The following is a 24,429-nucleotide window of genomic DNA, read 5'->3' as shown; positions in this document are numbered from 1 at the left end:
AAAAGCTAAAATATGAAACATCGTGGAACTTCGCGTACTTGTTAAAGAGTACATTCATTACGTCCACATTACTTATTCTTCCCAAATAAAATAACTTAGTAACCCGCTTATTGTTGCATTCTCTAATTTAATAATAGGAGATTTATTATTAACCTCTTGTATTACTTGAATAACTTCATCTTCACTTACATCATCGTTTAATCGAACAATGAAGGTCATATCATTGCCTTTTAAGAATTTTAAAAGTATATTTTTATATTCTGTTGGAGAATTAATTTCCAACCCTTTCTTTTTATAATAATCCAATGAGTTATCTTCACTTACAAATTGCTTTAACCCTTCATCTGTCCAATAAGTCTTATCAAAGACAAACTCTAGATCCTCTGCTGTTTCATCGTCAGAATTATATAATAAGTAAGGAACACCAGAGTTTGTTCCATTATTTGTTGAATCAACATTGTACCATTTCCCATTTATCCCCACCTTATTCCATGCATGAGGTACACCTCCAAGATAGCCTGATACGACAATACTATCCAAACCTACCAAATCACTAAGCAGCTTGTAGGTTGCCGCATAACTACCACATACCCCAACTTTTTTTACCATAATGCCATAGGTAGTAAAAGAATCATCAAATTCTTTATCAATAGTCTTATAATTGTTTTTCTCAGCATTTTTCAAGGCTGCGTCATCATATTTTGCATGATCATTTAAATAATCATAAATAGCTTGTCGCTTTTCATCATCACTCATATCATTTGTAATAATTTGCAAGATAATATTATGCGCTTCTTTCATTATTTCTTTTTGTTTTTTGGTAATGTTATCTTTACTCTCACTATAACCAATATTAAGAGTTGATGTTTTATAATCGAATCCATAGTTCTTAATATCTAATACTAGTGGATTCTGATATCTAACTTTTTGTAAGGTATCAACTAAAACATCAATATTTAGAGCCTCTGGGAATGCTTTTAATGAAATTTTTTTATTAGCGGCAATTATATTTAATGCCAGGTATTCTTCTAATGCAGAATCAGCATTAATTTTATAATCATTAGCTGTTTCTGTTTGAGGAACATTTTCTTTATTGCCTTCATCCAGTTGTTCTCGTGTATATTCTTTCTGACGTTCAATCAGATCATCACTGTTATTATTGGAATTATCCACAATAGAAGAATCAGGAGCATACTCCATCACGTTTTCCGGCTCAACTAGACCTCCACCGCTGTGATCACTAATATCTTGATTATGTATAAAATTACTCCATTTTTGTTCATCAAAAATATACACTAAGGTTGTACCACTAATCGCTGTTCCCTTCACTTTATAAGGGATTAGAGCAAATCCATCGTTGTCATATTCAATATGATTTTCATAAATGATATCTCTATCTAAAGTAGTTGCTTCATCTATTGTAGACAACTTTATTTTCTTAGGTAAATCATCAATGGTTTGAAAACCCAAGTAATATAATTCATGTAATTCTTTCATACCCGTTATAAGGGTTTTCGATAAATTAAATGTGCTGACTGTAGGGCTAAAATTTGATTCATTTCCATTTGCATCAACAGCCGTTACATAATATTCTCCTTCAACCATCCTATTTTGTGCGATAGTTGCTTTTCTTTGATAATCATCCGGTTCATCACCTACATATAACAACCCTTGATCTCCATCTGATGCAAAGTCTTGAAATTCTGTATCCGTAACCGTTCCAATTAAGTATGGATAAGTATGTTTATATCCTTGCTCCGCCCCATTGATTTTTTCTTCATTATGCATAGACATCACATTATAAACATTATATTTTTTAGCGCCTTTCACTTTGTTCCATACTAATTTATATCTTCCTTCAGCATCAATTTGATAGTTAGCATTCGGTGATTGTAATGGAGACTTAATTGTAAAAGGTATAATAATAGGATTATCCAGTTTTGTCGGCGTCTTTGCATCTAGATCATAACGGATACAAATGTAATAAATGGGGGCATTTCCCCATGATTTTTCTTTATCTCTAGTAGAATCAAACGATGTTAGTACGGGATCGTATGAACTTACAGTTAACACACTTTGACTAGCATCAGGATCTTTCACTTCTTCTTCAGTAGATACTTCACTTTCATATAAACACCTTGCATCTGTATGTACAGTTACGATACTTTTATTAAATCTATCTACCTGATCTTCTGTAAACAGTTCAGCCAGATCATGCTCACTATGAGGGAAAGCATTTGTAGAATAGATATTTGAGTTGAATTTAATTGTAAAAACTTTATTGTAATTAACATTGTACATCGGTGTTATGTATTGTTTTGCCTCTTCTTCTTTATACTTCTTCTTTAAATCTGCAACCGTTGTTAGCGATGTAGGTGCAGGTGGTGCTTCTTGTGCTTCTTGTGCTTCTTGTGCTTCTTGTGCTTCTTGTGCTTCTTGTGCTTCTTGTGCTTCTTGTGCTTCTTGTGCTTCTTGTGCTTCTTGTGTTTCTTGTGTTTCTTGTGTTTCTGATTGTTTTTGATTTTTATCTTGATTATCACTATTATTTCCTTGGCAACCCGATAATATAAAAGCAATAACTAAGATTAGAATGAATGATTTTTTCAAATTCTTACGCCCCTTTGAGTTATATGAAATATTATATCATATAATATATCGAATAATTGGATATATGAGGTAAATGAAAGCATCCCCATTATCCTTAAATGCAACTGACATTCAGAGGGAATAAATCGTGTAAACGTAGATGAGTTGATCGCTCTAATTAATGAAGTCAAACCAATATTGACGTAATAGCGAGCACTTTTCGAGATAAAATTCTCTTCACCGTGCTATCAGCAATAGCAAGTTTTATAGCCATCCTAATGCAGGATGGCTCTTTCTTGAAGAATTAAAATATCGTGTCCCGTATCCCGGTAAATTCAGCGGCAAACATGAAAAGTCGCACAACAAAGGGAACAGCCCTCGGGCTGTTCTCTTTCGCTGTCTGCCTTAGAAGCAGGTGAACGAGCTAATCCGATTCACATCAATGCCGAAGTACGCCCAGAAGAAACCAGTCCATCTGAACCCTGCAATAGAATTACGTCCGACGAATACCGGGAAGAACCAGAATTGCTCGCCGTTGTTCAGCCAAATGTATGTGTTACGGAACAAGCAGCGTCTGATCCCGCCGGGGTCGATGGCAAATGCGGTGACCGGCATTTGCGGTACGAATTGCGGTGGAGGAGCCGTCGGCGCTTGAACGCCTCCCGGTACACCTCCAGGAGTCCCCGGAAATCCACCTGAACCCCCTGGCACGCCAGGTCCGCCAGGTCCGCCCGGGAACCCCGGAAATCCTCCGCCGGTTCCCGGTGTTGGAAAGAATCCCATATGTGATCACTCCTTTTCAATGAGTAGGCATAATCACATCATATGCATTCGCGGAAAGGGTGCTTGGGCCGATGCCCATATAAAATTTCCGCCCAGCCGAAACTGAACGGTAGTGAAGGAAACTAGTGAATTTATCCACTGAAGATCAACAATAAAATTTAGCATAGGCATTGTCAAAAACTTGCCCCTACTTTCAGAATAAGATCCCTGAATTTAACCTTCATTAATTGCACTTTTTCGCCTTTAGAAGGTATTTGACAGTGCCCTATTGCCATCGTAATAAGGGTTTGTCTAAATTTCATAAATTTACATATGAGAATGGATCCCCCTGTTCTATTTCCAATGATCGCAGCGATGATTGACCGTTTAACGTATCAATCCTATATTGTGAACATGAACGGAAATTCGTATCGCATGAAAGAAACGAAGGAATGGCTATCCCAGCAACAATTAGGGTAATTGAACCACAGCTTCACCAATCTACGAACAATTGTAACGTTCTATGAATGAATAATAATTTATTACTTAATAATTTCGCCCTACTTATGATAAGGCTCACCGTATCATCTATAGAGCGAAATTTAAGGACACCCATATGAGTGCCCTTAAATTATTCATAATAACTCACTTTATATATTAATTAGTCCAGAAAAAAATTTAAAAATATTTTTTCAATTCGTCTATTAACTCGAATACTGTATTGGCTGGTTTCATTTTTGCATAAAAAGCGGGGAAGTAAGTATAACAGCCTACCTCTCCACTGATTTCTAAAAAACTTGAGAAATAAAATTAATCTTTTAAATTAATTAAAATCTACTTTAGCATCTGTGTCACTTCAATAAAAATCTTTATCTGAAATGTTTTTATATTTCCATGTAATCGCAACATATTTCCCGCCTTCATCAGGCTGTGATCCAAAGAATTCATCCCCTCCTTCGCAAGGGGCTCAACGGATTTTCGGTTTACAGTAGCGTCTTCTGGTGTTCGTATAGATCGGGGCGGCGGTCGTAGAAGGGTGCTACCGCTCCGCGTTCGCGATTCTCTCGGAGCCTGTGGAAGTCGAGTTCGGCCAGCACCGTCCTATTTTCGTTCGTTTCTCCGACCTGCAAGATGCCATCCGCGGCGAACGGTAGATCGCATGGGGTGAATATGCCCGCTTGGCAAAACCCCGTGTCCACCTGCGGACGATCCTCGGACAAGGTTCCGACGAGGCCGCTTAATACGACAAACAGTTGATTCTCGATCGCCCTCGCTTGGGCGCAATGCCGTACACGATGGTAACCGAAGGAATCATCGGTATAGGAAGGGCATAGAAGCAGTTCCGCGCCACGAAGCGCGGCTGCCCTCGCCAGCTCCGGAAACTCGATGTCGTAACAGGTCAAGATCGCCATCTTGCCCCACTCCGTGTCGAATACGTTAAGCTCGTCACCCGCGACCAGTGGCCAGCGAATCTGCTCCTCCGGCGTAAGGTGTACCTTGCTCTGCGTCTCCACACGTCCGTCTGAAAAGAAGAGGAATGCCTTGTTCGAGTACTTGCTCTCTTCCTCTAAACAAATATGTGTCCCCGCTAGTATGGCAATATCACATTCTCGGCTTAACTCTCCGAAGAACTTGGTATATTTATCCGTCAGCCCGTCCAGAAAATAACACGCTTCATCGTGCAGCATCGATGGCTCTAAGCTCAGCAAGTGAGCCGTCATGTACTCCGGAAACACGATCATGGAGGCGCCCTGCTCGGCAGCCTCCCGAACCTTCGTATCGATTCCCGTCCAGAACTCTTTTTCGGTACGGATATCGGTGAGACCGTATTGCGTGGTTGCTATCGTTAACTTTTTCATATTCACCTCTAGTATGTTTTAAGTACGAATTTGTAAGGAATAGATGTCCGTCCGGCGATCCTTGAACGACAATGCATCATTGGACTTACGGTACCTTTCGAGCGTTTCCATGTCTACCTCAGCCATGATGACTGTCTCCGTATTCTCGCTGCACTCCCCCGCGATGCCGTCGCGAGAGAAGGAGAAATCAGACGGCGTATAGATACCGGACTGGGCGTACTGAACGTCTACGTTGTCCACATGGGTTAGATTTCCTACCGTTCCCGCGGTCACAATGAACACTTGGTTCTCAATCGCTCTGGCCTGTGCGCAGTACTTCACCCTCAGGAACGTCTGCCGATCTTCCGCGCAGAAAGGAACGAATATAATCTGCGCTCCCTCCTCCGCGACGATACGGGACAACTCCGGATACTCGATGTCACTGCTGAGTTGAATCGATATTTTACCGCAATCCGTGTCGAACACCCCGAGTGAACTACCCCCGTTGATGCCCCACCACTTCCGCTCGTTCGGAGAAATATGTAGCTTGTATTGCTGCTCAATTGAGCCGTCCCGGCGGAACAAGTGAGCGACGTTGTAAATCCGGTTATTGTTCTCAACGAAGTGGGAGCCGCCTACGATATTTACGTTGTATTTGACCGCGAGTTCGGAAAACAACTCCACATATTTGGTCGTATAAGTCGTAAGCTTCCGGACGGCCAAGCTCGGAGACCGTTCATCTAAGAAGGAAAGCAGCTGCATGGTGAAGTTCTCCGGGAAAACGGCGAAGTCGGACTTGTAATCCGATGCCACGTCCACGTAATGCTCGCACTGGTTGGCGAATTCCTCGAAAGAATCGATCTTCTTCATCATATACTGGACCACGCAAATGCGGACGGGGAAGGACATTTTATAAAGCGTCTTGTTGATGCTCGGCTTGTATTCGATATTATTCCATTCTAACAGGGCCGCGAAATTCTCAGAATCGGCGTCATCGGACAAATAATTGGTAATGATCCTCTTCAGCGTAAATCCATTCATCATCTGAAAAGTCAGCACCGGATCGTAGATATTCTGCTGCAACACTTCTTCCGCGTAAGCTCTTGGCGACAACTTATCGGAATAGTTGTGATACCCCGGGATGCGTCCCCCTACGATAATACTCTTGAGGTTACGCTGCTCCGCCAGCCGTTTCCTTGCCTCGTATAACCTTCTGCCGATCTTCATGCGACGGAAATCTGGATGCACCATGACTTCCATCCCATAGAGGTTCCCACCCCGGGGGTTATGGTTGCGAATATAACCCTTGTCCGTGATTTCGGAATACGTATGTTGCTCCAAATAATCGTCAAAATTCACGATCAGGCTAGAACAGGAGCCGATAATATCACCGTCGAGCTCGACGCACATTTGACCATCGGGAAACGTACGGACGTGACTTTCCAGTTGATCCAGCTTCCACGGACTCATGTTCGGAAAACAAATATTTTGCAGCGCGATAATATTATCGAAATCTTCGCGTTGAATGTTGCGGATGATAATTTTCTTTTCGAATTGCGAGATTTGATCGGTTGTCATAGAAAGGAGACCCCTTTATAAATGTGTTTAACTATATTATACCATATTATTTCTTGTCCCTAGTGTCGGTATATAGCGGTTTTATTATTTGGGGGACGGAAAATGCGGAAACGCTCGTATTAACTCTTTGTTCGACGAATCGGTACTTCCTTTGTCTGAAATTACACTAAAAAATACATAAAAATATTTTAATTGTCTCGGAATTCCTCCTGATTAATACATACATTCCTAACAAACACTTATTACCTCGATAATCCTCTGAAGAAAGAGGTGAACAGATAATTTCCAATTAAATTCCTATGTATTCATTTTTTCACTTAACTTTCATGACAATCCTTGAATTTTCAACATCACTCTACTAGATCAGGAACTCCCTATCCACTTTCTCAACTAGTAAGCATAAAAATCCCGCTCTAGTAATGATCTAGTCGGTGATCAGAACCGCTACCACCTTGGGCTAGATCTAATGCATGTAAACAATTAACATATAAAGGGCCCTTTTGGGTGCCCTTAAATCTATCTACAATCTGTCATATATAGATTTAATACTATACCATTCCGGGAGAAATTAGCTATGGAAAGTACCTTTTAAAAATACATTTAACTCTCTGTCTAAGAAATCCAGATATATTAGCTGGTTATTCCAATGCTTTCAAGTAAGGCATTGTATTGATCAGGATCTTTAACTTTTATTTTATTCAAAATAACCTGTAGTATAAATAGGATGTAAATCAATCCCTTGTTCATCCTTTGATAAGAGACGTTTTAAATATTTTAAGTAGTCAAGATTATGTGTGGAGATAAAAAGCTGCTTGAATTTTCCACTCTTTATTATTTCACTGTTTATTAAACCAAATACAAAGAAAATAATTCCCATCTAAACTGGGTATTGATTTGCTCATTTCTGGCAATGGATTCTAGCGATTTTAATTCTTCTATTTTTTTAATTTCAACTGCATGCTTAATGTCACTAATAAAACTTGATACTTCATGAAGTCTTAATGCAGTCTTGGCTTCCTGTTGCTTTTGACTTAACGTTTTTGTGTAGTTGTTGCACTGTATACCAAGATTTTCAAATCTAAATCGAATGTTTTCAAGCTGCTTAGACACATCCTCGGTTACTATGAATGTAATAGGTCTAAGAATATTAGCAAATCGTTCTCTCAACATACGAGGAGTTAATAGATAATATCTGAAACCAACCGGTTCAGTTTGAGCTATTGAGAGCAAATCCATGCCGCAAAAGGACGCTTCACACCTTTTGCTCGTTCAAAAAACTTGCCGCTACTTATGATACGGTTCACCTTATACACTATAACGGCTAAATTCCAACAAGAAGAGGTAGCGATTAAGCCACCCCTTCTTAACTACATATTAGTTTAAATAGGACAAGTCAGCGGTGCAAGAGCTTAGTCTTGTATCGCTGTTTTGTCGTCCTTATTATTTATATTTCTTTTACAGATGCCACTTCATAAGTTATGATCTCACTTCCGAGAATTGGAGATTCTTTATTTGCTTCCTCTGAGCCCGATTCTGGACGTTTGTGTGCCGATTTAAAGGCATCGCTATTTCTCCAAGCTGTAAAGGAATCCATAGTCTCCCAGTACATATTTACATTTAACTCATCGTATTCGGTTACGTTCTGTGTCAACAATACTTCTACTTTCACAAAGCCTTCGGAACTGTCTAGTGGGCCTGGCGCTGTAAAACCCGGTGCCATTACTGTACCCATTCCTTTTTTCACTTTAATTCTGTTCGTAACGACGATCATCCTTACCATCTCCCTAACTTTTTTTGAAATTTAATGGATGGACTCCACTTTGGCTAACGATAATTTTCCGTCTTCCATCCGGTATACCTTATCGCAGTAAGCAAGCAACCGTTCGTCATGAGTCACCATAATCGCCGCTTTATGACGTGTTCTGACCTCATGGGCAATCAAAGAGACAACCTCATGGGCGCGCTTGGTGTCAAGACTTGCTGTAGGTTCGTCCGCCAATATAACATTGGGATCGTTAATTAATGCTCGGGCAATCGCAGTACGTTGTTTCTCGCCCCCAGACAGTTCCTCTGGATAACTCTTCAACTTTGTGCCAAGACCTAGTTCTTCAAGCAATTTTACGGCAAAAGCTTTATCTGCTGCGGTAACCTTTCCCGACATCCGCTTTACGACAAGCAACTGGTCAAGAACGTTCAAATACGGAACCAGGTTTGAAGCCTGCATGATGAATCCAACCTCGTGCAATCGAATGTCGGATAGTTGGTTGCCTGACAACTTGGATATGTCCTGCCCATTCAGCTTAACTTCTCCCTCAGAGGCTTTTAGCAATGCACCTGCAATGGATAAGAAGGTACTTTTGCCCGAACCGGACGGCCCTACGACCGCGATGAACTCACCAGGTTTCACTGTAATGGACACATTATCTAATGCTGAAACACGGTTTGAACCTTCATTGTAATACTTTGAAGCCGCCATAATTTGCAATCCCGTAGTCATTATTCAACCCTCCCCAGCGCTTTAAGCGGATCAATTTTCGAAATCGTGCGAACCGATACCAACGAACTGAGCAAAGAGATCACCAGCAAAACGATGGAATATGTGAGTACCAGCTTTGTATCAAGCATGAAGGGCATGCCTTTTGGCATGATTGCCGCCGTCCCATAAGTCAAGATTATGCCAACTATAATGCTAGAGAGCGACAAAACGAACACCTGTGAGACGACCGCTTTGCCCAAGAACCCATTTTTGGCTCCGATTGCTTTCATAATCCCGAACTGGTTGCTCTTCTGCATCGTAAATACATAGAAGAACACGCCAAGTACGAATGCTGAAATTGCAAGCAGGAACGCAAGCATCATCACGATCGTACCATTCTCTTCCTTGTATCCGGGCATTCCCTGTACTGCTGCTGCACGAGTAACCGTATCGGTACCCAGCAGCTGTTCATTAATGGCATTGGAATCAATATCATGGCCTTGAAGCATTATTGCATTCACTGGTTCCGGGACCCCTTTGTCCGAACCTGGTGCCGCAAACGCAATCTTTCGCCACTCTGCAATGGGTGTGAAAACAGCTGCTACGTGGTTATAAGTCTGGTCATTGACAAAACCAACGATAGTCAACGATTCCGTCGATCCATCCAATTGGAAGGTGTCCCCCAGTTTAAAGCCCTCGTCGTCTTTCATGGTCTCATTTACTATAACTTGCGTCATGTTATCGGATGTCAGCCCTGTACCTTCAATAATCTTCGGTTCTAAAAAACTCCCAGGATCAATCCCAATAATAGCTATATCTACTTTATCTTCATTCACCTTGCTATTTCCTTTGATTGCCGATGCCATGATGGTTCCCATGGGTGAAACCGCAGTTACATTGGGCATCTCTGTTAATTGTTGTGTCAGTTCATTGGACAATAAAGATTTACTCATTGAAGCTTTCGATCCTTGTTCAAAAACTACATAATCAGCCTTCATATTCTTGAACGTCGAAGCCGCTAGCGTAGATAAACCATTGCCCAAACCAGATAATATGAACACCAACCAAGAAATAAGCACAAAAATGATCGCAATCATCAAAAACCTTTTTTTGTTGTGTTTCAATTCCTTCAATGCCAAAAACATAGTTTCCTCTCTCCTCCTCATAATAAATGACACTTGTGTCAAATTAATTAATTCCTTTTCGACCTAATTTTTAGTAAGCACCATTTATGAATTTCCTATACAACTTACATTTAGTATGTACCATTTATGACACACGTGTCAAATATGTTTTTTAACTCTTACCGTCTTCCTGCTCCTCCTAACCACATTTGGAACAATAACTTACTCCACTGAGGTGTAGGAATATTCATCATATTGGGTGTATCAATAAGGTTAAAAAAGACACCTATAACGACAGGAAGCGGAATACTTGTATTTAAGTGGCCCTCTTCCTGAGTACGGACGAACAACCGCTCAAGTTGATTTTTTAAAGTGGCATGGGCTTGATCAACGAATTCAAGATCATTCGCCGCCGCCGCAGAATTGGCTTTATTAATTTTATGTGCATCTCCAAGCAGTTGATGAAAATTCGCCTCTTCCAGATATACAGTAAGCAGCTGCTGAAGGGCATTCATACAATCCGTCTCATCCGTAGCTGACGCTTTTTCTAATATATCTTCCATTACCCGCTTCATACACGCAGCAACAATCTCTTCTTTGTTGGCATAGTATTGGTAAATCGTACTTCTTGCTCCAACCAGACTTCTCGATAACAATTTAAGCTGAAACCCCTCATAACCGTGTTCGAGAAGTACCCTCTTGGTTTGGTCAAGCAACTCCGATTTTGTAAATGCCTGCTTCCTACCCATGTTGATCACCGTCCCTAATTGTACAGTAGTCTCCATTGTAACAAAAATCCCCTTGGTATTCCCCTAAATAAAAATCAGATCCAGAAAAGATTCGATTAGATAGACTAGTTTATCCAGTCCTTTTTCAGTTTCAGAATGCTGAGATAAATTCAAATCAACCAAACCATGAATAAATGTATACATCATTGCGGTTGATTGAGTTGGAGATTTCCGGATATTTTCTGCATTTCTAAACACTTTTCTACTCGCTTGAATATCCCAAACGTTATTCTCTTGTGTTTTCTTATATTGTATATTTGCCTTAAATGCGAAATAAAGATATATCATTATCGTAACCAAAAAATTTCGCCCTACTTGTGATACGGTTCCCCGTAACATCTATAGAGCGAAATTTAAGGGCACACGATTGTGTGCCCTTAAATCTATCTACAATATATATATATATATTTAATACTACACTATTCCGGGTAAAATTAGCTGTCCGAAGTACCTTTTAAAAATACATTTAACTCTGTCTAAGAAATCCAGATATATTAACTGGTTATTCCAATGCTTTCAAGTAAGGCATTGTATTGATCAGGATCTTTAACGTTTATTTTATTCAAAATAAACTGTGCGGACTTTTTCATCTCAGGAATATCAATAGGATTTATACTTCTTTCAAATACTCCAGCAAGTTGTGAATACTCGTTATTAATTCTATCAGTTATGACAGTTGAACGAGTATAATTCCCAGAAAATCGCATTAATTTACTATCATCCTTTTCGTTTGCATTAGGGTAACTGTAGTATAAATAGGATTCTAAAAATTTTATACAACTGTTTGCATAATTGTAATAACAATCTTGATTCTCTTCTGGTAAGTCCAAATCTGCATTTGCACATTTAAAGTTTGATGGAACAAATATTTAAACTCTGTTACATAACTTTGTAGATATGATGGCATTAAGTAGAATGCCTTGGACTGTGTATAGCCCAAGGCATTCTTCTTTTTTTCTTTCAATTTGTGTAGGTCGCTTCAAGTTCCTTCAATTTCTGGTCGGAGATAGTCTGGTAAGCCCCGTCTTGTCCGGGAAATTCCAGACTTGCAATGATATCTGCTTTGAAAGTCCCTCCTCCGCCACCGTTTACTGTCTTGCCCGGCGAAGATAATATCTTGATAAGAACTAAACCTGTCGTATATCCTTCCTGCTTCCGGACAATGCGAATCCATGAGGTTCTGATGTCGGCGGGTTGCACCTGAGAGTCCCCGAAGAATGGGTTCCAGTAGAAACGATCCCCCGCGTTCTTGCTGGTTCCCCCCTTGCTCATTCTTTCGAGTTTCCCCTCTGACTCCACACATAAGAAGCTGGTATCGCCGGATATTTCATACATGACTTCATCGCTGCCGCGTAGTTCAACCGGGATGCCCGGGGTGACGCTGATTGCGACTGACCACCCTTCATTCCAGGGTATCGAAATCATTTCATCCGCAGGTACGCTTACAGACTTCAGCTTTACTTCTTCTTTCGTCTTCAGCGAGCACCCGACACCAAGCAATAACAATCCAAGACCTGTAAAGATGAACAGTCGTCTTAGGCGGCTGACTTTGATTGTGTTAATGTTCAACTCGGCACCCCCTGTACGAGATTACGATAAAACAACCTTCAAATCAAATTGCAGGATCAATTAAGGTAGGTTGTGGACCCGGACCATTTTTTAACCAGTATTTAATGTAATAAATAGAGCTATTATATGTGATGTCTCCAGGATTACTTACATTATACGCTGAATACTCATTTGTCCAAATAGTGTGCCCGGGGGACGCAAACTTCCATATCAAAGGATTGGTCCCTCCTGGTTTATGTCTCCAATTATTACCTGAAGTATCACCTTTCATGAAATGGTAATCTTGGCTTCCTTTTCTGATAGCTACTACTTTTTCATAACTAGCCAATGACGATGGTTTAGTGGTTGTCTTAAACGCCCAATATCCGAGGACATTCAGATCATCAACTACTAAGTCTGCCATATTTGCGATAGTTAAACCCATGCTGAAACTCTGATTTGAATGATATCCTGGATTTTGGAAGACATAATTACCTATGGAATATCCATAACAATTATATCCTGTATAGCTACTTGACCATGACCCTATCACTGTACTATTTGCTAACGTATAGCTGGCTAAAACAGATATATTATTGGGTTCAGACACATCCATGACTCTCTTGGCCAACTCTGCCAATTCCGTATAATTATACGGGATGACGTCTGCGCTTGTTACTCCCCGCTGAATATCGGCCACAATTGTTTTTACAGCATTTTCTGTATATTCATCCTGCTCTAATGCTTCAGGTAATATGAGTCCATTGTCTAAAAGTGTATCTAATAGATTTTCACTACTTAATTCTGCCAGCTTATCAATTGAAACAGGGTTATTGTCGGCATTCACTTGAGGCGACGGAACGCAGAAAGCGATTAACATGAGGATTGCCAAAAGTCCAGAAAACATCTTTAAACTTTATTTCACAAGTGTCCCTCCTAAATGATATTTTCTTACTTAAACTTGTAACTTTATCACCTTATCTTTACCAAAAATGGTTACCTACTATTTACAAGTATACACAATATTTAAAAAATATGTAATATTCCACACAAAATATTCATTAATTATTTTTTACTAGATTAAAGGTCTGGTTTTCAATACCAGCTCCTCCTTTTAAATAACGACTTCTACTATAAGAGTCACTAGTCTATACTCTTTCATAACTGCAAAATAAAGGACTGCATTACTTAGCAGTCCTTTATTTATACAGATTTATTTTTTCAAAACTAAAATTAGCGGTTGACAAATCCAAGCGAGTATAAAGCGAGTTCAGGTAGACTCTCTAACACTTTCATTAATAGTTTATTCCGATTGGTCACGCGACATAAAACAGGACATTTTGTTACTAAAATTGTTAATGAAAATAGACAGATCGAAGATAAAACTATTACTTACTCACTATGCATTTTCAAAGAAAAGAACAGACCTAGTTTTCTCGATTCTGAAGGAAATGAAGAGGAACCAAAATATGCTTATCTCTTAATTGTTCAATACTCGGATATGCTTATTATAAGCAAGAAAAATGTCAGTAGTATTGATAGGATTCTTTACGACTATATAATTGATATTGATTATATTACAATTTCACGTCTATTTCTCAGCGACAGGGCATTCTTTGGGAAGTTCTCAATGTCAAATATGGACGTAAGTGATAAAGCTGTTCGGAGAAGAAATGTAGAGGCAGTTGACCTAAAAAACACATTTTCTTCTATATATGCAAGTAAGTATATCTTGAACACAATAAGAATTAAGAATCAAGACAGCAGCAGAATCACACTTGCTCTGAATACTTCTAGAATTAACAAACTGGGCAAAAAAGGTTCATTTAATGATTATCTACAATGGGTTGTTGAAGTTGTGGACAAGATTAAAAACTTTGAATTACGAGAGACCTACTTGGACAATTTCTCTATTCCATTAAATATGCAAGAAACGCTAAATAGATTAACCCCTACAAGTATTCTCTTTCATTTTAGTGAAATACTTGACCAACTCGACCAAGGCTTAATTGAAATTGTGGAATACCGATATGGAATGAATAAAAAAAGGTCTATTGATCTTCAAGCCTTCCTCGGTACATTTGATACATTCTGTGAACTTAATACAATTGAAATCGGTAACACAGATAAATTTATATATAAAATAGTGAACCCTATCGATAAAAAATTGTATTTAAAAAAAAATAAAAACTCATTAAAGATCAGCTCGACCAAACTCCAAAACGTCTTTATTATGTACCCAGGTTCTAAGATTAAGCTATTGGATTATATAAATAAAACCCAAAGCTTTATAGTTACCTTCTCAGAGATTGATATAGTGTATTCTAATAAAAAGCTTTTTAAAGACAACAAACTTTTAGCGAATTTGGATTCGTTTATGGATGTCCTAGAAGAACATTCTGAGCTAGAGGATATTAGATTTGAGAAGAGTGATGATTCAATTCCCCTAGAACCACATTCGAGGAACATTCCCTTTTCAATTTTATTGATACTATTCTTGCTTCAGGAGCTGATTATCTATTTTGTGATGATTTAGGAAACGAATTTGCCGATTCATATCCATCAGGAATTTAAAAAGTATCTGTTACTACCATGCGAAGTACACAACATCGCAATTATCTGCCACTGATTTTCAAGAGGTAATTGGACAAGCTCTCAAAAATATAGGAAATATGAATCCATCTACAGCTCAGCTTGAGAAGAAGAAAACCAGATGGAGTACCAAATATACTGGATCAAATATTCTACTACAACGACGCGGTGATAATGTTGAGCACGGAGTTCTTAGTTTTACAAGAACGGTAAATCACCCAAACTCAATAAATCACATTTATATAGTCGTTAATTATTTATCAAAAACAAGATTACGTACTGAATTAAATGCTTTAAAAGAAGGATGACCTACCCCTGCACAAGCAATTCAATTATTTTGGATTCTATCTTCATTTATTTCTACCTATAAGGAACTGGGGTTCCAGGCTCACATAACCTGCAAGCCATAAGAAAGCCCATAAGGGCTCACCTGAGTAACGATTTTCCCTTCGGGTTGCCTCACCCCCACCCTGCCCCATAGGGCAACTTTCCGCGCCCAGGAAGAGATTAATGCGAAAAATTTCGGATCATTTACTTATGATACGGTTCACCCCGATTAATCTTCACCGCGCGATAAATCTGCTCCGTCAGCACCAGCCGCATCAGCTGGTGCGGCAGCGTCATGCGCCCGAAGCTGAGCTTCTGCTGGGCGCGCTGAAGCACGCCATCGGAGAGCCCGTGGCTTCCTCCGATGACGAACACGACATGGCTCGTCCCGTAGGTGCCGAGCTTGTCGATCTCTGCGGCCAGCTCTTCCGAGCTCCATAACTGGCCGCCAATGGCGAGCGCGACGACGTGCGCCTCGCTCTTAATATGCGCGAGGATGCGTTCCCCCTCGCGCTCTTTAACGATAGATACCTCTGCTTCGCTCAAGGTATCAGGAGCCTTCTCATCCGCTACTTCCACCATCTGGAACTTAATGTATGGTGTAAGTCGCTTAGCATATTCCTGGATGCCCAACACTAAATATTTCTCTTTCAATTTGCCAACGCCAATAATTTGAATAAACACCTCAACCAACCCCCATCTTATTTATGTATCTCTTCCTAAATAGAATCTCTCAGTTATTTAATTTATATAGCTACCTAATAACCTCTATACTTTACTCATCTTCTCCAGTTCAGCCCCATAATCAGTCCTTAACTATAGGTATCTGCAACACAGCCAACCCTAGATGGATAAATTCCAGTTAAATGATCTCCATTCAATGTACAAGTCATATTTACAGGAGAATTTCCTGTTATTCATCTTCAATTCCTTCCCGCTGATATTTCAAGGTCGAATCCTTTGCCCTTATTCTCATTCCGTTCTCATTCTCATTCTTATCCTTATCTTTATCCTTATCCTTGTCCTTACCCATACCCCCAAAGAAAGCTCCCGCTCTCTCTCCCACCAATACAAAAAGGGCGCATAAACACGCCCTTCCCTAACATCCCATATTCAACTCTTCTATTCTAGACTACCAAATATTGAGCGGATTGCTCGCATTCACGGCATTTCACCGGTGGATCCCAATCGGAGAATTCTGTTTCCTTCAAGTCTACAATATCTGGTGCATCCTCAAATTCATCGACGAACAAATCAATAGCAAGCTCCACATGATCTTTGCATACTACGTACATGAATGAAAGCATCCTTTCTGAATTACACTCTGCTGTTTATACACATAAAATGAAATAAAGACGAACTTCCATATGCCTGATTTCATTAGAAACTATAGCATAGGAGAGAGTAAACTTTAGTTCAATTTATATACTAAATATACCCCTATCTCCTCAGGTTCACAACCCGTAGAAGGTATATATGTACCTTCCCACGATCTACCTTACTCCTCGCCCTCAGGCTTATCCTTCAGCAGCACTTTCACTGTCTTTAGTTCACCCTCGCGATAGTAGGTAACCGTAAGTTCATCTCCGACCTTCGTCTCATCATAGAGAAATTTCCGTAGCTCTAGTGTTGTGGTGATCGCCTTACCATTTAATTGCGTAATGACATCATTAAGTTGTAATCCTGCATCCAGCGCAGGACCAACCGCATCTAGAATGAGAACCCCATCCTCCACTTCATCAGGTAGTTTCAATTCCTTACGTTGATCTTCATCAATGGGAGAGAAGGAATTATTCAAATCTACCGTATATACCCCAAGGTAGGAATGAGACACTTTACCATAGTCCATTAGTTCTTGAACCGTCTTCATCACTTGATCCATAGGAATAGCGAACCCTAGTCCTTCCACTCCAGCATCCGATATTTTCATCGTATTAATACCAATAACTTTACCATTTAAATCGACCAGCGCCCCACCACTATTACCTTCATTAATGGCAGCATCCGTCTGAATGACCCTTTGTTCCCAATCATATACACCATCTTGGTTCAGAGACACCGGAATGATACGATCCGTATAACTGATAATCCCAGAGGTTAATGTGTCTCCAAGCCCCAGTGGATTCCCAATAGCGATTACAGTCTCGCCCAAACGTAACTTGTCTGAGTCACCCAACTCGGCAATGACCTTAATATCCTTATCATCTATAGACAATACTGCAATATCATTAACGGAGTCCGTACCGACCAATGTAGCTTTCTTCGTCTCACCGTCTACCGTTATCACTTCCAACTCTTCCGCTTCATTGATGACGTGATTGTTGGTAATAATATAGGCAAGACCGTCCTCTTGTTTAAAAATAACACCAGACCCGACGCCAGATTCATCTAACTTCTGAACATCCTTCTTATAATCCTTATAATTCACGATACTCACCACGGCAGGACGTACCTTCGCTGCCGCCAGAATAAGACGTTCGTAAGGGTCGCCATCGTTCTGCTGGATTGGAGCCGCACTCACCATAGCTGAGTCTTTTGCTGAAGTCGGTAACCCTGTTACTAGACTGAATACTAGAACAGCCAGACAGGCACTAACGACCGAACTAATCAACGAAACCTGCAATGTGGACAGACCAGAACGACTACGGGGTTGAGGCCAACTTACGGATCTTGGTTTAGATTTGGTATATTGTTTCTTCTGTCTTGATACTTTGGTCGAGTAAAATTCATCATTAAACAAGCCCATTGTGATTCTCTCCCCCTCGTTGTCACGCACCACATAACGGGGTCGCTACGACCCTATATCCCTTTAAATACTTAAGGACCCAAAAGGCCGCACTTTAAACCCCTTTTCATTTACATCACCAGAAATACGCCACTTTAAGCTTCAAAAGACCTCTTTTGCAAAAAAATGTTTGGAAATTGATTCAAATTGTAAAATTTTATTCATTTTTTCACAAATTTATATAATTAAAGGAATGTTTTTTAAAGAAACAGACTACACTAACCATATAGCTCTTGATTAAAAAGTTTCATAGATTCATATGAGTCGTTTAATTGTAACATATGTATCTCTACGGACATACTATTTTATCCAAGAGATTAATGGTCGATGATGGAAGAACTGTCACTAAATCGAAGGAGGTTTTTGAACGATGGAACAACCTAATCTATCTACGGACTTGGTGTCCATGATTGCCAAATTAGCGGATTTAAAGGACGAGCATTACCTCAATACCCTCGCCATCAGCACGATGCTCGAACTGTTAGTAGACAAAGGCATCTTTACCCGTGAAGAAATGGAAAATAAGGCAGCTGAGCTTGATCAATTTATGGCTTGCTCACCTTATCCCATGGCGTAGGACGATCATAATAGGTGTCACACAATTGGAAATCCGTTTCTTTATAGAAACACCCGCGTTCTTCCATGGCGTCCCGAACAGTCATTTTGGCTAAATCCATCATATTGTGATCCCGACTTAAATGCGCTAGATACGTCCGTTTGGTATCTCCGGTTAGCAGTTCGCTCATCGCTTCACCAGAGGCCTCATTCGAGAGGTGACCCATATCGCCGAGAATACGGCGCTTGGTATTCCATGGATAGCGTCCCATACGTAACAACTCAATATCGTGGTTCGCTTCCAATACCAACACATCTGCATCCGAGATCGCCCGCTTCACTTTATCACTCACATATCCTAAATCTGTAGCGACACTAAGCTTCTCTTCTCCATCATAGAAATTGTAACCTACAGGATCCGCAGCATCATGCGAAATCCCGAAAGATTCCACTTGAAGTGTACCGAAATCCTTCGCTTCACCACTATCCATCACGATTCTATTCTCTTCAGCAATCTTTCCGATTGATTTGTTCATGGCATCCCATGTTTTCTCATTGGCATAGATCGGCAAATTATATTTGCGTGCTACTGGGCCCAGACCTTTGATATGGTCCGAATGCTCATGCGTAATTAGGATCCCATCAATATCGCTCCCCACGAGATCACGTTCCTTGAGTAACTCATCAATTCGCTTAGCGCTGAACCCTGCATCGATCAAAAGGGTATTTTCCCCGTTCGTAACCACCGTTGCATTCCCTGTTGAACCACTCGATAATACGGTAAAAGATATCCCCATGAATCTCTACTCCTTTACTTTCTCTGTCTTAGGGCTAATAACATCCCCACTAATCCCCTGCACATAGTACACGCCGTTCTCTAATGTGAAACGCCATGCAGGAGCTGCTACCTGATTCTCCGAATTAAACGTCTCTCCATAATAACCTAGCTTTATATCCTTCACCACCGAATTCGGTGGAATATAATTGTTATCAATTAAGGTACCTAGTGCATCTGCTGCAGGTAGAACCTTCTGCTGTTCCTCTTCGTTTGAAGGAACAATGTCAATCAGCGATAGTTGATAGGAATTAATCTTCTGATTACTATATATTAAGCTTAATCTCGTCTGATCATTGAACAATGGCCATTTCTCCTCAACAAGAGGGAGGAATACGAAGATACCATCTTCTCTAGATGTAGAATCGAATTGATATTGATTAATTTGAGGAATTTGATTGGCTAATGCCTTCACTAGATCGTTACCAATAAAAACTAACTTACTATCAATCGGCTGATCTAACACCACGGGCGTACTGATACCCTCTCCAGAGAGGTAATGATAAGTAATCTTCGGAAGCACAGGTGTATAGCTCGGAATCAGTGACAAGATCTGAATATTCTTCTCCTTCATCACCTTCTGTGTATTTGCGCCTAGTGAAGTAAAGTCTAGATTAGTGTTCGCCTGCTCGCGTACATCTGTCCATAACTGATAGCTCAGCACAAGATTAAGCAACAAGAACGCGTATATAAGTACATTTTTAGCTCGTCCCCAATCCATCCTTGTTCCTCCTTCACTAGGTACATTTATCAACAATTCCCACCCGATGAACCCTGCTTACTTCAGCACAGTCACTGTGCCATTCTGTAACCTTACTGCCCATACGGGGGTAAGCCTTATGCCATTCTTCGTCAATGAAGGCTGATAGGCCGGGTATACATCCACAATGACCGATATTTTCTCTACATCTTTAAGCCTAGCTCTCAGCTTATCCCCGCCCTGCAATTTCTTCACTTTCTTACTTGCGACTCCAGATTCACTGTAGATCAACGATCGCTGATAAGAAGATACAGTGCCCTGTTGTAAGTTCAGTGTCATGACACCATATTGAAATTGGGGGGTATCCAGAACGGGATATGCACCATAGTACTGCTGGAACACTACCTTATTCTCCGGTTCACCATCTCCAACCACACTCAACCGATAATCACCATTCCATCCACCATGTTGGTTCACGAAATCAATGGCAGCTAGTACATCAGAACCTGCACTACTCTCACCAGCAGGCAGGGCTGCGGGATCTGTATAGCTCATCCACTTTTGCTCCTGCCTAACTTGTAGACTACGCTTGCTATCCGTATAAATCTCCGAACCGTCCTTTTCCCTTATGTTACGGGTAATGCTTGGATCAACGAATAGACTCCGTTGCATTTGCTCCGTATCGTACACTCCAATTTCGAATTCAGCCTCCACCATATCTATATCAGACTCGGGGATATAATAGGAACCCTTAATAGAAGTATATGCCGTCCACTCTTTGCCGAAATCAACATGTTGCTGAACATCCTGCGCGGTGAGATCAGCTTTACCCGCTTCATAGACGACGTCCCCTTCGGTGCTAAAGAACAGTGCGTGCGCCTTCGTCTCATTCTTAACATTATATATCCAAATACGATCAATCTGCTCCGCTTGGAACAATGCGTCTGGCTGAATCTGCATCACTCGCTCCAGAAGAGTTACAGGTACCCCCGAAGCAAAGGTTAATTCAATCCCATCATTCTGAGCGCGTAATTCGCTGATATCAATATTCTGTATAGACCGACGTTGAAAACTATCGAAGCTCCGTGCCTGTAGACGAGAGAATATCAAATCATAGAAGGTCGAATGGGGATAGAAGATCGTGTGCTTATCGCCCCCCATATGAATGACCATTTTATCCGGATAAATAAGATTCTCTGCGCGTTCTTCCGGTCCCATATCATCCGTCTTGATATAATTCGTTGCTGTTTTAGCTACAGAATCGCTACCCGGGAGGCGATACATTAAGAAGTAGCTCTGTACGAGACTACTTGTTACCAGCAACACTAACAACACGGTTTTAAGCTTCTCCTTCATATCGTCTCCCCTCCCTCTTCTTGCAGAAGCAGTGTAAAGGTGACTTTCGTGCCTTGTCCAAATTCTGATTGAAGAGATATTGTTCCACCATGTGCATTGACAATTTCCCGGGCAATGGACAACCCAAGTCCCGTGCCTCCCATGTTACGTGAACGAGCCTTGTCCACTCTATAGAAGCGGTCAAAAATTCGCCCTAGATCTTTCTTGGGGATTCCCATCCCCGTATCCTGAACGGAAATCGCAATCATATGATTCTCTGTTAATCTAGCATCTAACGTTATTTTTCCACCTTCAGGAGTATACTTCAGTGAATTCGATACGAGGTTATCCAGCACTTGGTCAATTTGATCGCGATCAAGCCATGCACTATGGATTTTCTCTTCCACAGTAATTTCTGATTGAATTTGCTTCTGCTGCATTTGAAAAGAAAACCGGTCACTCACATCCTCCAGCATCTCGAACATATCGGTCATCTGCTTACGTAAGAATGATTCCTTATTATCCAGTCTCGATAAGTGAAGAAGGTCTGTTACGAGCCGTATCATTCGCTCTGTCTCATTCTGAATAACACCTACGAAGCGTGATGCTAACTGTGGTTCCTCTAATGCCCCATCATCAAGCGCTTCTGTATAACTTTTTATCGTCGTCAGTGGCGTTCTTAATTCATGGGATACATTCGCCACGAATTCACGGCGAGAGGCCTCTAACTTCTCCTGCTCCGTTACATCTTGCAATACAGCGATGGTGCCTGTAATCCCGAACTCCCGCCGATAAATAGGCATGAACGTAACACGTACCATATTCGGTTCGTTTGTTTCCTCTGGATTGATCTCCAACAACGTTGTACTAATAGTCCCTTCGGTGAATGCCCGTGCCTGCTCTAGGTCAAGTCTAAGCAATAACGTAATATCACGTGTAACTACGGAGTCCTCATCAAGATCGAGCATCTCTCCTGCACGACGGTTCATCAGAATGATATGTCCTGCCTCATCAGTGGCAATGACGCCGTCACTCATATTGGTGAGGATCGAAGCTAACTTCTCCTTCTCCTCTTCGTTCTGTAGCAACGCTTCTTGTAGCCGACTTGTCATATAGTTAAAGGCTTCGCTCAGCTGTCCAATCTCATCTTTACCGAAGATCGGCATCTTCTGATCGAAGCTTCCTTCCGCTACCGCCTTAGCATGGCGAGTCAGCTCGATAATCGGTTGCGTAATGGTATGTGCGAGAATAACACCTAATACAGCTGTTAAGCCCAGCGCTATTAGAATCCCAGATATGAATATATTATTAACCCGTCCCATTGTGTCATGGAGCTCACTCATGGAAGCAACGATATAGATCGCACCTACAATCTTACCGTTACTGACGACAGGCTTAGCTACCACTCGTTTACGTTCATTGTCTTCATCAATCATATACTCTTCATTATCGCTAATGCCTTGAAGTGCACGACTAACCACCGTCTGGGTATTCTTGCGTCCTATATAACTAGCATGTGCAGATAGAGAAGTAATCAGTACTTTACCATTAGCATCAAGTACTTGAATCTCCACTCCACTTAAATTAAATAGATTGTTTACGATAACCCCTAAGCTTTCAACGGAATTCTTCCCGGCGTCAAAGTCGCCTCCCAATTTATCCGCAGCCATGACTGAGAGTAGTTCTGCCTGTTCTTGCAGATCTTTGGTAAAGTTGCTGGTTAGTGAATTTTTCATAGCACTCACGAAATAGACGCCAATCAGCTGCATGGCGATTAGAATCAGCAGCATATATACGATAATAAGCTTTGCCTGAATCGTGCGGAAAAAGGAGGCTATCTTCATTACAGCCCTCCGTTTTTAGGACTGCGCATGACATAACCGAGCCCTCTACGGGTAAGAATATATTCCGGTTTACTTGGATTCTCCTCTATTTTCTCACGGAGTCTACGAATGGTTACGTCTACCGTACGTACATCTCCGAAATACTCAAATCCCCATACTGCCTGAAGTAAATGCTCCCGTGTCATTACTTTTCCTGCATGTTTCACAAGATAGAATATTAGTTCGTACTCCCGATGCGTCAGATCGAGCGGTTCCCCATTCTTAAACACTAAATACATATCCGTATCAATGAACAAGTCAAACAGCTTTATCCCTTGCTTCTCTTCATCTGCCGCCAGCGCTTCAGACGAAATGGCTGCCTTCATCTGGCGCCGCATATGTGCCTTCACCCGTGCTAACAATTCACGCGTACTGAACGGTTTGGTCACATAGTCATCTGCTCCGAGCTCTAATCCTAATACTTTGTCGATCTCTCCGTCTTTAGCTGTCAGCATAATAATAGGCATTTGTAAATGTGCAGCCCGTACCTCCCGGCATACATCCATCCCATCTTTACCTGGCAACATTAGATCCAACAATATAAGATCAGGCTTCATGGTCAAAGCTAACTCAACAGCACTAATGCCATCCAAGGCACAAATGACGTCATAACCTTCTTTTTCTAAATTAAATTTCAGAATATCGGCAATAGGTTGTTCATCGTCCACGACTAGAATGGTTCCCTGCATGACATTATCCCACCTTATATTTCAAGAC

24 protein-coding genes and 1 pseudogene are annotated in these 24,429 nt (G+C 40.9%); 3 read left to right on the top strand and 22 right to left on the bottom strand.

Going from position 1 to position 24,429, the window contains the following annotated elements; all coding sequences use genetic code 11:
* Positions 1-72: 72 nt before the first annotated feature.
* Both J2T13_RS18840 and J2T13_RS18835 read right to left on the bottom strand, forming a co-directional pair.
* Positions 73-2,607: a transglutaminase domain-containing protein gene (locus J2T13_RS18840; RefSeq protein ID WP_429373907.1), complete on the bottom strand. Its 2,535-nt coding sequence runs from the start codon at positions 2,605-2,607 to the stop codon at positions 73-75.
* A gap of 384 nt (positions 2,608-2,991) precedes the next feature.
* The gene (locus J2T13_RS18835; RefSeq protein WP_429373906.1) at positions 2,992-3,369 is read right to left on the bottom strand and encodes a collagen-like protein; all 378 of its coding nucleotides are present in this window, start codon (positions 3,367-3,369) and stop codon (positions 2,992-2,994) included.
* Between the two features lie 342 nt (positions 3,370-3,711).
* Between J2T13_RS18835 and J2T13_RS18830 the strand changes: the two are divergent.
* Positions 3,712-3,828, top strand: a pseudogene (locus J2T13_RS18830) (ATP-binding protein); the annotation flags it as partial.
* Between the two features lie 503 nt (positions 3,829-4,331).
* Here the strand turns inward: J2T13_RS18830 and J2T13_RS18825 are convergent.
* From J2T13_RS18825 to J2T13_RS18775, 11 genes are all read right to left on the bottom strand, one after another.
* Positions 4,332-5,207, bottom strand: coding sequence for a nitrilase-related carbon-nitrogen hydrolase (locus tag J2T13_RS18825; protein ID WP_429373905.1), 876 nt, complete (start codon positions 5,205-5,207; stop codon positions 4,332-4,334).
* 18 nt (positions 5,208-5,225) lie between these two features.
* Positions 5,226-6,764 (bottom strand): GNAT family N-acetyltransferase, encoded by a 1,539-nt coding sequence (locus J2T13_RS18820; protein ID WP_429373904.1) that lies wholly within the window; start codon positions 6,762-6,764, stop codon positions 5,226-5,228.
* 694 nt (positions 6,765-7,458) lie between these two features.
* A complete protein-coding gene (locus J2T13_RS18815) occupies positions 7,459-7,641 on the bottom strand; it encodes an AAA family ATPase (RefSeq protein WP_429373903.1) in 183 nt (60 codons plus the stop codon).
* A complete protein-coding gene (locus tag J2T13_RS18810) occupies positions 7,611-7,934 on the bottom strand; it encodes a hypothetical protein (protein ID WP_429373902.1) in 324 nt (107 codons plus the stop codon). The genes J2T13_RS18815 and J2T13_RS18810 overlap by 31 nt, the downstream gene beginning before the upstream one ends.
* Before the next feature lie 274 nt (positions 7,935-8,208).
* A complete protein-coding gene (locus tag J2T13_RS18805) occupies positions 8,209-8,535 on the bottom strand; it encodes a heme oxygenase (protein ID WP_429373901.1) in 327 nt (108 codons plus the stop codon).
* A 30-nt stretch (positions 8,536-8,565) separates the two neighbouring features.
* Positions 8,566-9,261, bottom strand: a complete 696-nt coding sequence (locus J2T13_RS18800) for an ABC transporter ATP-binding protein (RefSeq protein WP_429373900.1) — start codon at positions 9,259-9,261, stop codon at positions 8,566-8,568.
* Entirely contained in the window at positions 9,261-10,385 is a 1,125-nt protein-coding gene (locus J2T13_RS18795; RefSeq protein ID WP_429373899.1) for an ABC transporter permease, read from the bottom strand. The genes J2T13_RS18800 and J2T13_RS18795 overlap by 1 nt, the downstream gene beginning before the upstream one ends.
* A 158-nt stretch (positions 10,386-10,543) precedes the next feature.
* The gene (locus J2T13_RS18790) at positions 10,544-11,149 is read right to left on the bottom strand and encodes a TetR/AcrR family transcriptional regulator (protein ID WP_429373898.1); all 606 of its coding nucleotides are present in this window, start codon (positions 11,147-11,149) and stop codon (positions 10,544-10,546) included.
* A 497-nt stretch (positions 11,150-11,646) separates the two neighbouring features.
* A complete protein-coding gene (locus tag J2T13_RS18785) occupies positions 11,647-11,982 on the bottom strand; it encodes a hypothetical protein (protein ID WP_429373897.1) in 336 nt (111 codons plus the stop codon).
* A 130-nt stretch (positions 11,983-12,112) separates the two neighbouring features.
* Positions 12,113-12,721: a hypothetical protein gene (locus tag J2T13_RS18780; RefSeq protein ID WP_429373896.1), complete on the bottom strand. Its 609-nt coding sequence runs from the start codon at positions 12,719-12,721 to the stop codon at positions 12,113-12,115.
* 43 nt (positions 12,722-12,764) lie between these two features.
* A complete protein-coding gene (locus tag J2T13_RS18775) occupies positions 12,765-13,547 on the bottom strand; it encodes a hypothetical protein (protein ID WP_429373895.1) in 783 nt (260 codons plus the stop codon).
* 393 nt (positions 13,548-13,940) lie between these two features.
* Here J2T13_RS18775 and J2T13_RS18770 point away from each other — a divergent pair, with 393 nt between their 5' ends.
* The gene (locus J2T13_RS18770; RefSeq protein WP_429373894.1) at positions 13,941-15,236 is read left to right on the top strand and encodes a hypothetical protein; all 1,296 of its coding nucleotides are present in this window, start codon (positions 13,941-13,943) and stop codon (positions 15,234-15,236) included.
* Between the two features lie 587 nt (positions 15,237-15,823).
* Here the strand turns inward: J2T13_RS18770 and rlmH are convergent.
* The 4 genes from rlmH to J2T13_RS18750 form a co-directional block, all read right to left on the bottom strand.
* A complete protein-coding gene (gene rlmH, locus J2T13_RS18765; protein WP_429373893.1) occupies positions 15,824-16,303 on the bottom strand; it encodes a 23S rRNA (pseudouridine(1915)-N(3))-methyltransferase RlmH in 480 nt (159 codons plus the stop codon).
* Positions 16,304-16,532: 229 nt separating this feature from the next.
* Positions 16,533-16,688 (bottom strand): hypothetical protein, encoded by a 156-nt coding sequence (locus J2T13_RS18760; protein WP_429373892.1) that lies wholly within the window; start codon positions 16,686-16,688, stop codon positions 16,533-16,535.
* A 58-nt stretch (positions 16,689-16,746) separates the two neighbouring features.
* Entirely contained in the window at positions 16,747-16,914 is a 168-nt protein-coding gene (locus J2T13_RS18755) for a CxxH/CxxC protein (protein ID WP_429373891.1), read from the bottom strand.
* 203 nt (positions 16,915-17,117) lie between these two features.
* On the bottom strand, positions 17,118-18,365 hold the full coding sequence (locus J2T13_RS18750) for a S1C family serine protease (RefSeq protein ID WP_429373890.1): 1,248 nt from the start codon (positions 18,363-18,365) through the stop codon (positions 17,118-17,120).
* A gap of 409 nt (positions 18,366-18,774) precedes the next feature.
* On the opposite strand from J2T13_RS18750, the gene J2T13_RS18745 reads away from it, so the two are divergent.
* On the top strand, positions 18,775-18,981 hold the full coding sequence (locus J2T13_RS18745) for a hypothetical protein (protein ID WP_429373889.1): 207 nt from the start codon (positions 18,775-18,777) through the stop codon (positions 18,979-18,981).
* Here the strand turns inward: J2T13_RS18745 and J2T13_RS18740 are convergent.
* From J2T13_RS18740 to yycF, 5 genes are read right to left on the bottom strand one after another with little or no spacing between them, the layout of a single operon-like run.
* Entirely contained in the window at positions 18,950-19,756 is an 807-nt protein-coding gene (locus J2T13_RS18740; RefSeq protein WP_429373888.1) for an MBL fold metallo-hydrolase, read from the bottom strand. The two genes, J2T13_RS18745 and J2T13_RS18740, sit on opposite strands and share 32 nt — an antisense overlap.
* Before the next feature lie 6 nt (positions 19,757-19,762).
* Positions 19,763-20,515, bottom strand: a complete 753-nt coding sequence (gene yycI / locus J2T13_RS18735) for a two-component system regulatory protein YycI (protein ID WP_429373887.1) — start codon at positions 20,513-20,515, stop codon at positions 19,763-19,765.
* 57 nt (positions 20,516-20,572) lie between these two features.
* Positions 20,573-21,850, bottom strand: a complete 1,278-nt coding sequence (locus J2T13_RS18730) for a YycH family regulatory protein (protein WP_429373886.1) — start codon at positions 21,848-21,850, stop codon at positions 20,573-20,575.
* The gene (gene walK, locus J2T13_RS18725) at positions 21,847-23,673 is read right to left on the bottom strand and encodes a cell wall metabolism sensor histidine kinase WalK (protein ID WP_429373885.1); all 1,827 of its coding nucleotides are present in this window, start codon (positions 23,671-23,673) and stop codon (positions 21,847-21,849) included. Before walK ends, J2T13_RS18730 begins: the two co-directional genes overlap by 4 nt.
* Complete coding sequence (yycF, locus tag J2T13_RS18720; protein ID WP_429373884.1) at positions 23,673-24,401, bottom strand: response regulator YycF; 729 nt, start codon at positions 24,399-24,401, stop codon at positions 23,673-23,675. The genes walK and yycF overlap by 1 nt, the downstream gene beginning before the upstream one ends.
* Positions 24,402-24,429 lie beyond the last annotated feature (28 nt).

The sequence above is a fragment of the Paenibacillus sp. DS2015 genome (assembly GCF_050433705.1).
Lineage (GTDB): Bacteria > Bacillota > Bacilli > Paenibacillales > Paenibacillaceae > Paenibacillus_AQ.
This window is presented reverse-complemented; position numbering and strand designations above follow the sequence as displayed.